This window comes from Yersinia sp. 1252 StPb PI, from assembly GCF_048593885.1.
In the GTDB taxonomy this organism is placed as follows: Bacteria; Pseudomonadota; Gammaproteobacteria; order Enterobacterales; family Enterobacteriaceae; genus Yersinia; species Yersinia enterocolitica_E.
Genome location: NZ_JAZGQE010000153.1, coordinates 1 through 11,541 on the forward strand (window position 1 = coordinate 1; position 11,541 = coordinate 11,541).

Consider the following 11,541-nt stretch of genomic DNA (forward strand, 5'->3'; position numbering starts at 1 on the left):
CGTCGTTGTCGCCGTGTTCGCCTGTGAGTTATCAAATTCAGCGAAGAAAAGCGGTGTCCGAAGATTGCTCGGAATATGAGTAAAAGGAATAGTCATTATTTGGTTTTCTCCGCTTTGGTGGTTTCTGGCGCAGGTTTAGCCTCTTTAGGTTGTTCGCGCACCACATCACCGTCGTTTAAACGACGACGCCAAAATGAATTATCGGGAACCTCAGAGCCGGATTCAGGCAAAAAGGTGCCCTTAACCGGGTCGCGTACAGTGCGACCGGCTACGGGTTTAACAATCATGAGGTTTACTCCGGGAAGTTGATTGAAACTACGGGTTCGGTAGTGCCATCTGGCATGGCAATCGTGACATCCATACCGTCTAATCTGTCGGCATTAATGGGATAGAAGTCTTCCGGCCCCTGGTAATACTCGATATCCAGATCCATCAATAATTGAGCCAGATGGCCTTCCCCCCCCGAGTCCAGATCAATGGTTGAACGCACTTTGGCAAATTGCTGTATCTGGCGAGTGAGGTCATAACTGTTTATCACCGCCCGCTCAATTTGTTCTCGCAACCGTTCGAGCGCCAGTTCTGCCTTATTCGCCCCATCATTCTCATTTTCGCCGTCAAGCTCCTGCAACCGGCCAGTGATACGCACAGTGGTAATGGTGTTGAACTGCGGGGCGTTGCGGCCTAATGACTGTTTTTCCTCGATAAGGGTTTGCACCAAGATAACCGGATACATCTCCTCAGTGGTTGGCCAGTCACGCGGGGAGTAGACGCGGTTTCCCGCGTCAGTATTTCCGATGATGGCATCAACAACCAATTTCCTGACTTGCGCTGTATTCATGGTTTCACCCGATTCAAAATGAGTTTGCTGCCGCCGTGACTGTCTGGCTGAACATCTGCTACAGCAAACAAGGTATTGACCGGCTCATTAGCAACGATGCCAATAAATACCCGGTCCCCCTGTTTAGGTGGCGAACGAAACTCACTGTCCCTAACCCCTAAAACGGGATTGGTGGTATTAATGGTGCTGCCATCATCCAGCGGGTCAATGGTGGTATAAGCCCGATCAAAGATACCGCTGATGGTATAAGTTGGCTTACCACCAGCAGGCCGGTAATCAACCGGGTCACCAAATACCGCTTGTAGGGGGGCAAGAAGATGCTGATCCCAGTTGATACCCATCAGCCACCTCGATTTATCTTCACACCATCATCGACAGTGATTGAGGGGCCAATAGTGCTAGCGGCCTGCTTCCGTAAGGCTTTCACATCAGCAACCACACCCAGGCTAATCAGTCGTTCAGCATCATCATGCAGCAGGAATAAACGGCTATTCTCCGCATAAGTTTTCCCGCTATGGCGCAGAGTCTGGCCTTTTACGACAACAACCTCCAACTCGTCAGAGTCGTCGGAAGGATAATCACTCTCCGTCTCATTCTCTGTGGTACGGTCCTGAACATCAGGTTCAGCAGAAATATTGCTCTGGCTGTCTGGTATTTCAGGTGTTTTAGGCGGTTCCTCACTCGTTGATGTCTCTTTTTGTACCTCAGGATCAGGCTGTGTTTCGTTATTATCCGTCACAACAGTCTGTTCCTGCTGGGTGTCAGCGGCGAACTCGGGCGGCAAGCCGCCCAGTTCGTTGATGCTGGCTTGCTGCTTGCTCGGTGTTTTTGTTGCCATATCACACCACCGTCGCACAGAGTGAGGCATTAACCCGGCTTGGGATCACCAACGGGGCAGATTGCATCATCAAATAACGCTGCGCGGGGTTAGGCATAACCCATGATTTAGGTGCGAACGCCAAAGGCCCATAATTAAACGCGGGGTCAAGAATGACACCAAAGGCGCGAGTACCCATTAGATCAGCACCTGACATCAATACGGCACCATCGGGGATCATCGGCTTTTCAATGCCATCAACGGGATCAACGAACCAGTCGTTATACAACCACAAATCAAAGTTGCCCCAGCGACCTTTATAGACTGCGCCTTTATTGATTCGCGGACCGGCATCGACCTGATTACCAAACGGACTCAATGCTGGGAATGTAATAGCATTGTCCTTAATGGTGGTATCGAGACGGAACGCTTTCCATGAAGTAGTCGTAAATACCAGGTCAGTGGCCACCGCCCCAGACTCTTTCAACATCAATGTTTGCCAGTCTTCAATATCATCTGATGGCTGGGTATTTGTCGTGCCTGCGGGAACAGATAAAGGCCATTTATCTGACCCACTCAGCGTAATCGTCAGAGAACTTGAGCGGCCAAAGTCAATCTCAGCCGTTTCAAACCCTTCCCCCACGACCATGATTTTTGCTTTAGTCAGTGCGCTGGCCGCCATCCATTCCAAACGACGGTTGATCATGTCAATTTGATCTTCCATTTCAAATTGAATATTGAGCATCTCACGTTCAGTCGCGGTGAACTCCCCCCCAATACGTTCACCCATTTGACGTCGGATTGGTTTGCGCAGATCTGGAACCCGCACATCTTTAATGTAAGCAGGCTTAAATGTATTGGTCTGATATTTTCGGCTTTCAACCAAATGACCGGCGACTAACGGCGAGACAAAAGGTGCCAGGCGGCGCTTACCGATGTCCACATCAATTGAAACCTCTTCAGTCTCATATGTCACGATGTTGGGAAAGAAGCGATCCAATAACCAGTTTTGGCTAGTTTTTAGGTTAGGAACAACCTGAACCAACGCGTTGGTATCAAAAATATTCATGTAGTGTCTCTTTTGATTTTCTGGCAGCCAGAGCCGCCAGACAAAGATTGAGGACGAGTAAGCCCCTACCAGGTGAATGGCATTGGGTGCAAAGTAAGGAATTTAGGTTTTAGACTGGAGCCTGGATACTGTCTTCGAGGAAGATTGAGTAGATCCGCAGATCGGTTTTTAATTCAGCCAGCGTCCATGAAGCATCATGAATAATGTGGTTTTGATTGAATTGCCCCATCAAATAAACGCCTCCGCGCTGGGCGGTAGTGGTTGTATCCACATTATCGACGAGGATGGCGATCGGCACTTCGCTGCCGTCATCCGCATCTTTTACTGACTTGGTGTATTCGCCTGATGCTGTAATTTTGCCCATCACGGTGCCACGCAAATGGATTGCAGCTGCCTGAGCAATAACGCCAGTATCAGTGACCAGTTGTAATGTCCCTGAGACTAACTGGTCTGGCACAAACAACGATGAGCGCATGCTCGGTTGAAATGCATTTTGTCCAAAGTTATCCATTATTTTTTACCTTTTGCAGAGTCATAGAGGCTGGTCATCTTATTGACCAGTGACGCGCCTTTTGATGCACCTGCGGCATCTTGTCCGGGCTGTGAATTGCCGAGGGCCTGCATCCGTTCATCCAAAGAGCGTTTACGGGGAGCGGTGGCAGATGCCGGTGCAGTAGCGACAGTGGAGGCAAGCACCCGGATCACGGCGGCGGAACTCATCCCCGAATTTAGCGCCAGAGAGACCGCTAAATCTCCGCGCCCGGTGGCATGTTTGCTGCCAAAAATACGTGCACAGCGCTGGCGCTCAGCACTGCGACCTTTTTTGACGTTACGGTCTTCGGTGTCATCATCACCGTCATCGTCACTCCCTTCATCCGCGTCAGCATCATCGCTGTCGTCTTCTGCGTTAGGGTCTTTTTCATCCTGATCATCAGGGTTATTGTCGTCGTCATTCTCTTCGGCATCAGGGTCTTTCTCATCCTCTTCCGCCTGACGACCCTTGGCTTTTTTGGCCTTGTCCTTATCGTCTTCATTCTCTTCAGCGGCTTTCGCACCAAATCCAAACATGTGAGCAAAGCCTTGAATTTTAATTTTCTTACCCATTGTTTTCTCCAACCAGTTTTAATAAATCGCGGAATGCGGCATCAGGCGAGGCGACTTGATCAGCCAGCCCCAACTGCACACCATCAGCGGCTAAGAAACATGCCGCCTCGGTGTCTCTGATGGTTCTCTCTGCTATCCCGCGATTGCGGGAAACGGTACTCACAAACAGGCGGCCCATCTCGTCAACGTCCGACTGAATGGCTTTCTGTGCCTCTTTGCTTAATGCTTCGTAGGGATTTGATTCGGCTTTTCTGCTGCCAAAGGTGATTATCGTGACCTGTACGCCGTCACTTTTTATGCGCTGCGACCAGTCAACATGCATCACGATGACGCCAATTGAACCGACCCCGCCAGTACGCGGGACGATAATCCGATCTGCGGCACTGGCCAGCGCATAAGCGGCTGAATAAGCACTCTCGGACAGGATGGCCCATATGGGTTTCTCGCCTCGTGCCGCATAAATTTCATCGACCAAATCAAAACAGCCAGCGACTTCACCGCCCGGTGAGTCGATATCAAGGCAAATAGCTTTGACTTCGCTGTCATTCATTGCCGTCAGAAAGCTCACCCGAATACCGTCATAGCCCGTCATTCCGCTGTAAGGGCGCAAGGTGCCTAATTTCTGCACTAAGGTCCCCGTGATGGGTATCCGTGCTATACCGGCGATAACGTCATAACCACACTCACGCCCTTTGCGCGTAAAGGTATCGTCATCGTCATCCCAATCGGCATTAGACTGAATGCGCGTCAAGCCGAACCGATCAGTCAGTGCCGCCATAACCACTTCAGCCTTGTGCGGGTGAAGTGCCAGCGGGGTGTTAAATAGCCGCTGGGCTAAATGTGGAAGATTCACTGTGCCTCCGGTTTTTGTTGTTGATCAGGTGCAAATGTTTCAGCTTGCAGCCATGTAGGAATGGGTAGCCCACGCTCAAGATAAGCCTCGCGTTCTCGCTGACGCTGATCCAGCAGCTCCTCCCAGTCTTCACCGACGTTCTCAGCCGCTTCCATTTCGAGAGTAGATAGCCCCGCCTCCATCCCAAGAATGGACCCTTTCTTCTCAGCCACGGGGTCAACCCAGCCACGGCCGGGACCCATCCACTGAGCACGGCAATAGGCCGCTTTCGCTGTGAGAAAATCAGGTGCGCCATCCGGTAAGGGAACTTCGCCTAAGTCATGCAGTTCTTCGATAAAGCACGACAAGATGGGCTGAGCGAACCCTGCCGCAAAATCATCGCGGCGGCGGGTCAGCGTTTTCCAAGCTTCCAACATGGCGGAACGGGCTGAGCTGTAGTTAACATCAGACCAGTCTTGGGTGAGTTGCTGGGTAGAGATCCCCAAAGACGCGGCGACATTTCTCAACGTCGCACTTTCAAAGGCGACGAAGTTACTGGTTGGTCGAACAGCATTTAACGCGGTCATGCTTTCGCCGGGGGCCAGTATCGGAATACGAGCGCCTCCTTGTAATGACAGTCGTTTTTCGTCGTGATATTCACGGCGCATATCTTGATATCGGTTAACTTCCTCACCCGTATCAAGAGCATCGGCGACCAGATTTGGGTCATAAGGTGATGTGATAAAGGCGGCAAAAATGGAGTTCAGAATCGACGACTGTAATTCGACCTCATCGTACTTAATCAGCATCTTCAGCCGCTGAACGATGGGGGTGAAAATACTGATCCCCCGATGCTGAGAGGCCCGGTCACTGTCAAAGTCATGAATGACAATGGGGCGACCCCAGTCAGTTTCTCGCCGGATACGCTCCCACGTCATGGTCTCTTTACCGCTCCACCAGTCGCCTATGTGCGCTTTGCGAATGTGGTAAGCAATGGGCACCCCATCCTCATCAATCTCTACCCCACCGCGAATATTCAGCATGTCGAAATTTTGCTGAGGGTTGCTTAATCTATCCGGGTCGATGATCTGCATGGTCGTGGCGTACTGCGCACGACCGTAGCCAAGGCGGTCAGGGCGATATTGCATGACGCAGAGCGCATCACCATCAGTCAGTTTGTGGCGGAATCCAAGGCGTAGCAGTTGAGCGACGGTTTTCTTTCTTTCCACATCACAATAACGGTTTGGATCATTCGCCCAAATTCGCCAGCCTGATTCAATGGCCCGCCCATATTCATCAGCCCATTTCGCGTCAAATTTAGGATTCCCGGTCATCAGTGCCAGCGTCCGATAATCAACTTTGGCCAGCGGGCGGAAAGACGCCCCAACGGCATTATCCAAAATGCGGGTAACGCTGCCCGAGGCCCAACCATCGTTGCGTACCATGTCGCGAACACGGGCAACCACCTGATCGCGGGAGGTATTAATTTCGTTATCCGGCGACCACAATGACGGTTGCCAGTTTGCCATGGTGTCACTGAATTGGTCAGCAGCATCATAGGGAACGCCTCTGGAGCCACTCAGCATTGATGCCCTTGATTTGGATAGCGGCAAGGGGCTACCGTCAGGACCTAAAATCCTTACTGGGTTTTTCATCAGTAACGTGGCCTTAACGCCCTGCGCGGACGTGGAACAATACCCAACTGAGCCTGAAGGAGTTGAATTAACCCCATAAGCTGACCAATATCAGTCTGCTGATACGCCACTGAGCGGGTGCCATCTCCTTGAGCATATGAAAACGACACCCCTTTCGAGCCTACTGATAATTCGACATAGGCTTGTTGCGCTCGGTTTAATGCCTCTTCTAATTGGGCGCGAGTCATCGCACCGGCCAGCAGGCTGGTGTTTGCGTTGAACATAGAAATCCTTATGCCAGCCGTCTGGCGATGCTTTTTGTTATGGTGGGTTCAGATTCCTGAATAATGGCTCCCGGCAGTCGCAGACTGGTTTTCTCTTTCTGTTCAGGTGGAGCAGGATGCAGAACTTTGTCGGGTTCGGATTCGATCAGCATTGCGCGGGTATTTAGCTTCAGCCCCATATGAAACAGACCCGCAAGGGCAGCAGAAGCATAAACTCGACAGTCCAGCGCTTCGTTAGCCTTGCCATGAGGCAGCTCCCAAACACTGTAGCGCTGACCTGCGGACTCTTTCATGATCAAGCGCTCTGCGGTTAACTGGCTGAAATACCCCATATCCCGATCGGTTGAAAAATGCATATAACCGGGACCGGGTTTATCAAGATGAAGACGGGCGCGAATAGAATCTTTTGCTGAGTTAACCCCAATAATGACCGGGCGGAACTGCGACCGATTCTTTGAGGTGGGCCGCTTATTGGGCCAGATAGGGGAGCGTTTACCGCCAGTGGCGGATTCCCCCTTAATGGCCCATATCCGACGCCCCAGTCGCTCCTTGGCAAACTCATAGACCTTTTGTGTATGGTTGCCGCCGGAGTCATGACAGGCGGCCATGATGGTAAAGCCACGACCATCTGCCCGCCGCCAGATTTGTTTAAGGTAAGCATCAAGCCGAAGCCAAGGCTCTGCTGTTTCGAGGTCACCCTCAATAACGTCAAACGCCACAGACCAGCTCTCCTCATCCATTCCCCAGCCCACCACTTCTATTTCCAATCGGTCGGCCTGTGTGTCAATTCCCGCCGTCAGGACGGCAACGCCATCAGGAACTTCAGCATCAAACACTTCTCTTCGCGATAGCAGCTCATCGACAGGTAGGCGCTTACCGTAGTTGGGTCGGTGAGGTAGGCCCATTTGGGTATTCCACCAAGCCAACTCTTTATCTGGATCACACTTGGCTTTAAGGTATTTAGCAGCGATATCAGACGGTTTATCTTTTTGCCACGGGCTGAATAATTTGGATGCCTGAAATCCCGCGTGGATATTCTCGACCCCCAGCGCCCCACAGTCAGGACAAATAGCCCGATGCACCGCATGACGCTCAGATTCAGACCAGCGCCACACAACACCGACAGAGGTCTGATCATCAACGTGCCACGCTTGTTCATAATGATTCAGCGGAACATGGCGCTGGCCACAACATTCAAACGGCTTGGTCTGGTGCCATTGAATGGTGCGTAGCGCTCTTAGCCGGTCACCCTCTGACCAGCCAGAACCACAGCTTTCACAGTGGATCATGGCGAGTTTTGTATGGTGTTTGTCTCCCTCTGATGGCCAGTGAACATGCTTGAAGAAATCAGGAAATTGACGGTGGCCACAATGGGGACAGGCCATCGATGCCCGGCGCTGATCGGACTCTTCGTAGCTGGCCGCAATGCGGCTTTCATCTTCAACGGTCGGAGAGCAGGCGCGAACCGATAGCCAGTTGAGGCCAAAAGTCGCGGTGCGCTCTTCCGCCAGCGTGATCGGGTCACCTTCACGGGTGATGGGGTATTTATCTACCTCATCCGCCAGCAGCACACGGATCGGACGGCGAGCAAGGTTGTCTGGACTACCGGCCCCCGCCAGTGCCAAAAAGCCCCCCGTAAAGGATTTGTACAGTAATGTCTCTTTCGAATTTTTCTGCTTGTTGCCACCCACCAACTGGCGAAGAGCGGGTGTGACCCTGATCAAGGGGGTAATGCGTTCTTTGGAAAACTGCTCCGCCGCATCCTCTTTAGGTTGTAATAACAGCATCGGGCAAGGATCAAGATGGGCGAAGTAACCAAACAGGTTTTCAAGCAATGCCGTTTTCATCAACTGGGTACAGCACATCACGGTGATGATATGCACCCCGGATTCCGTCGCCGCCAACATGGGGCCACGGGCAATCTCTACCGTTGAGGTGTCCCAGTCACCTGATGTGCTGCCAGCCTCTTTTGCTAGCTTTCTGAATTTGTCAGCCCAATCGGGCACGCTAATACGGGGTGGCGGTGTCCAGCCCTTACGAACGCTGCGGAGGAGTCGGTCATGTTTGCTCTGCGTTAAACTCAGGTTCGCCGAGGCCAGAGATGTGTTTATGGACATATTCTAATAACACCTCGGTCATTCTGTCGGCGGGAACATCCAAGTCAGCCGCCATCAAAGGAGCCACCCTTGACGGCCAGTTCATCCAAGTATCTCGCTGAGCACGAAAAGCATCAAACAAAATACCCTCTGCGACCGTTAGCTCCACCAGTTGCCCGTCTTCTTTCTCAAACTCCAACTTGGTCAGTAACGCTAGGTAATTCTCTTTTACTCTACTGGCTTCTTCGCGCGTCCATTCAACCCCATTAGCGAGCATGATCTCTTTGATGGTTTCGTCGGTACTGTCGTCAATGTCAGCGCCGGTAACTTTGACGGGCCGCTTTTTGCTGGCGTTTTTAGTGCGGGGATCTTTGCTGTCGCGCAAAGTAGCCACCGCTTTATCACTTTCCTCAACGTTGACCAGATCACCATCAAGAACAATATATTTTCCGGCCTTAATCCAGCGGCTCACCGTCTTCCGATCAACGCCAGCATGTTTGGCGTAATCAATCTGCGTCATCGTGCTCATGGTGAAAATCGCCTCAGTGGGACATGGGACATTGCCGTGGGACATTTGCATGGGACATTTTTTGTGTCCCATCTAAAATGTCCCACGCAGAAAAACGGCTACAGCCGCGCGGCGTAAGGGCTGACGGCCACAGTTGCATAACTATGCACGTGGGACATGGGACACAAAATGAAAAATTTATAGCTGGTAAAACTGCACGGCGCGCAATGCCCGTACATTACAAAGGTCTCTGGAGGGACCCGTTTTTTTCTAGATGATAATGGTTGTCATATAACTCTCTATTTAGCCGTCTTCAACGCCTGCTCGATTGCCGTGCTTAACGCGCCAGGCATCAAAGCCTGTGCCATTGCATTCGCCCGGTCGAAGTATCCAAGCGTTGGTTTAACTGCCAATGCGTCACCAAACTGAATCAGCAGCTTAGGTGCTCTTTGTTTCTCTCTGGCGCGATGTACCCCGTTAGGCGAGCGCTTCTGACGCTTCTTAACCTTTTTGCTTTTCTTCCCTTTCTTACGCTGGAAAAAACCACTAACGCCATTCACCTCACCTACAAACACATTTTCTTTAGCTTTGAGCTGCTGCGTTTTATTGCGGGCTAAGTTTCCGAACTTATTAAGCTTTATGTTTTTAGGGTTAAGCAACGCCTGACCATTGAGCTTGTGCTGACCTCCGAACTCAAACGGTTCGAGATAGCTCGCAGCAATATCACGGACAAACACTTTGGCCTGTAATCGGTCTTTGCGGGCACCAAACGAGCCAACGGAATTAACGGTGAAAGGGGTCGGATTATCCAGATTGCGCTGCATACCCACCTTCTGAGCGGCTGCAATCTGGCGCGCAACACTTGTTAGTGCCTGAGCAGCAGCAAAAGGGATCTGCTTTTTAATCTGCTGGAGCTGATTAGATAAATCCTTAAGAGTTGCCATGATCTATCCCTAAATAGAAAAACCACCGGCTTATAAGGCCAGTGGCTTAGGTTGTGCATTATCGATGGCACCCAATGAATGCCACCTGTAATGCTCATGCGATTGTGTGCCTGGTTACTTCTCCACCTCAGGCGGCGGTATCTTGGGAGTTCTCACACAACCAAAAAGGGAATATCTATGTCGATGCTCGATAATCAGGAAATTGAGTTACCCGCATGCCCTAAGTGCGGCACCAAGACGAAGAAGAAATACGCTTGGCTTAAGTCTCATCGTCACTTCATTTGCCGGTGCGGTAGTCAAATCAACGTCGATGTTAGTGATCTGGCTCGCAAAATCGGGGCTATTGAGAGCAAACTGAAGAAGCTGTTTAAATAATTCTTTGTCGATTGTGATCGTTTCGCTTGGCTGGGCTTCTGCCTGTAATCTCTGGAAACTCAGCCTATCACCCGCCAGTTGTTCTGCTGTTTTCTGAGTCATGATTTATCCTGTTGGGTTATTTCAGGAAATGCTGATGTGAATGAAACTGAACATCCAAAGAATGAATTCAATCATTCCCCAGCCAACAACAGCGCAGATGCAACCAAGAACAATGAATGTTCCCGTTCCGGGTAAATTAAGCCCCATTTTCTCCCTCCTCAGTCTTTATCGTTTCTATCGCCACATATCTTGTAGCTCTAAAAAGTAGAGAAGAAGCAGCGAAGAAAATTGAAGTAACGATCCACCCGATGTATGCCATGCACGAAATAACAGCAACGAACCGTATCCAGCCTATTACCTTTGAAAATTTTGATTTATCTGATGGCTTGAATATCTTGCCCAAATAATCCACCAGCGTTTGTTTCTGTTCGCCGGTGACAGCATATATGGCAACAATAATCCCAATGGCAATAGCCATTAAGATCAGCGAGAGTAGTATTAACAACCATGAATAAGCTTGAGCAATATTTAATAAGGCGCTTTCTGGTTGCCATAGTCCGTAACCCAGCAGCAACAGGAAAGCAGTGTCGATTAAATTAATAACTATCTTAGATTTCAATTTTGAATCCCTACTGTGATCGGGCATCGTTAATTATTAGCCGGTCGTCAGTGACAACCTTTTGTAGCGCAGTGAGTTTCTCGACTAACTTGTCGGCTCGTTCAGCGATTGAAATAAGAAACCCGACATCTGCGTCTGAAAATCCGCAGTCTCTGGCTGCATCAGTGAGCTGTCCACTGGCGGGAGTAACGGGCATATCCCCAACTGAAGTGGCGAGACACTCGAAACGCTTTTGCAACCTGATATTGCCAGCACGGTAAGCAGCAATAGTGCCTTTTGCTTTGTTCTCAGCATCTACTACACCTTGTTGATATGCCTTTAATCCAGCTAATTGCGCGGCTTGAAGTTGAGCCTCTTTTTCGGCAGCACTTTTTTTGGC

16 protein-coding genes are annotated in these 11,541 nt (G+C 50.6%); all 16 read right to left on the reverse strand.

Annotated features, from left to right (window positions below; genetic code table 11):
* Window positions 1-95 precede the first annotated feature (95 nt).
* Window positions 96-287 carry a DUF2635 domain-containing protein gene (locus tag V2A85_RS18230; protein ID WP_083159848.1) on the reverse strand — a complete coding sequence of 64 codons (192 nt, stop codon included), beginning with the start codon at window positions 285-287 and terminating at the stop codon, window positions 96-98.
* Window positions 288-292: 5 nt separating this feature from the next.
* Entirely contained in the window at window positions 293-838 is a 546-nt protein-coding gene (locus V2A85_RS18235) for an ATP-binding protein (RefSeq protein ID WP_420072024.1), read from the reverse strand.
* On the reverse strand, window positions 835-1,179 hold the full coding sequence (locus V2A85_RS18240; RefSeq protein WP_050134623.1) for a head-tail joining protein: 345 nt from the start codon (window positions 1,177-1,179) through the stop codon (window positions 835-837). Before V2A85_RS18240 ends, V2A85_RS18235 begins: the two co-directional genes overlap by 4 nt.
* Window positions 1,179-1,676 carry a hypothetical protein gene (locus V2A85_RS18245; protein WP_420072025.1) on the reverse strand — a complete coding sequence of 166 codons (498 nt, stop codon included), beginning with the start codon at window positions 1,674-1,676 and terminating at the stop codon, window positions 1,179-1,181. The genes V2A85_RS18240 and V2A85_RS18245 overlap by 1 nt, the downstream gene beginning before the upstream one ends.
* A 1-nt stretch (window position 1,677) precedes the next feature.
* Window positions 1,678-2,724, reverse strand: coding sequence for a major capsid protein (locus tag V2A85_RS18250; protein WP_420072026.1), 1,047 nt, complete (start codon window positions 2,722-2,724; stop codon window positions 1,678-1,680).
* A gap of 109 nt (window positions 2,725-2,833) precedes the next feature.
* Window positions 2,834-3,235 carry a head decoration protein gene (locus V2A85_RS18255; RefSeq protein WP_420072027.1) on the reverse strand — a complete coding sequence of 134 codons (402 nt, stop codon included), beginning with the start codon at window positions 3,233-3,235 and terminating at the stop codon, window positions 2,834-2,836.
* Complete coding sequence (locus V2A85_RS18260) at window positions 3,235-3,828, reverse strand: DNA primase (RefSeq protein ID WP_420072028.1); 594 nt, start codon at window positions 3,826-3,828, stop codon at window positions 3,235-3,237. The genes V2A85_RS18255 and V2A85_RS18260 overlap by 1 nt, the downstream gene beginning before the upstream one ends.
* Window positions 3,821-4,681 (reverse strand): S49 family peptidase, encoded by an 861-nt coding sequence (locus tag V2A85_RS18265; RefSeq protein WP_076706950.1) that lies wholly within the window; start codon window positions 4,679-4,681, stop codon window positions 3,821-3,823. The genes V2A85_RS18260 and V2A85_RS18265 overlap by 8 nt, the downstream gene beginning before the upstream one ends.
* Window positions 4,678-6,315: a phage portal protein gene (locus tag V2A85_RS18270; RefSeq protein WP_420072029.1), complete on the reverse strand. Its 1,638-nt coding sequence runs from the start codon at window positions 6,313-6,315 to the stop codon at window positions 4,678-4,680. The genes V2A85_RS18265 and V2A85_RS18270 overlap by 4 nt, the downstream gene beginning before the upstream one ends.
* Complete coding sequence (gene gpW / locus V2A85_RS18275) at window positions 6,315-6,578, reverse strand: gpW family head-tail joining protein (RefSeq protein ID WP_050944301.1); 264 nt, start codon at window positions 6,576-6,578, stop codon at window positions 6,315-6,317. Before gpW ends, V2A85_RS18270 begins: the two co-directional genes overlap by 1 nt.
* An 8-nt stretch (window positions 6,579-6,586) precedes the next feature.
* Window positions 6,587-8,695 (reverse strand): phage terminase large subunit family protein, encoded by a 2,109-nt coding sequence (locus V2A85_RS18280; RefSeq protein WP_420072030.1) that lies wholly within the window; start codon window positions 8,693-8,695, stop codon window positions 6,587-6,589.
* Window positions 8,637-9,203, reverse strand: a complete 567-nt coding sequence (locus tag V2A85_RS18285; RefSeq protein WP_420072031.1) for a hypothetical protein — start codon at window positions 9,201-9,203, stop codon at window positions 8,637-8,639. The genes V2A85_RS18280 and V2A85_RS18285 overlap by 59 nt, the downstream gene beginning before the upstream one ends.
* 278 nt (window positions 9,204-9,481) lie before the next feature.
* Window positions 9,482-10,126 carry a hypothetical protein gene (locus tag V2A85_RS18290; protein WP_420072032.1) on the reverse strand — a complete coding sequence of 215 codons (645 nt, stop codon included), beginning with the start codon at window positions 10,124-10,126 and terminating at the stop codon, window positions 9,482-9,484.
* Window positions 10,127-10,333: 207 nt separating this feature from the next.
* Window positions 10,334-10,603 carry a hypothetical protein gene (locus V2A85_RS18295; protein WP_420072033.1) on the reverse strand — a complete coding sequence of 90 codons (270 nt, stop codon included), beginning with the start codon at window positions 10,601-10,603 and terminating at the stop codon, window positions 10,334-10,336.
* Window positions 10,604-10,739: 136 nt separating this feature from the next.
* Window positions 10,740-11,162 carry a hypothetical protein gene (locus V2A85_RS18300; protein ID WP_420072034.1) on the reverse strand — a complete coding sequence of 141 codons (423 nt, stop codon included), beginning with the start codon at window positions 11,160-11,162 and terminating at the stop codon, window positions 10,740-10,742.
* A 10-nt stretch (window positions 11,163-11,172) separates the two neighbouring features.
* A partial coding sequence (locus V2A85_RS18305; RefSeq protein WP_420072035.1) for a hypothetical protein occupies window positions 11,173-11,541 on the reverse strand: 369 nt, incomplete at its 5' end.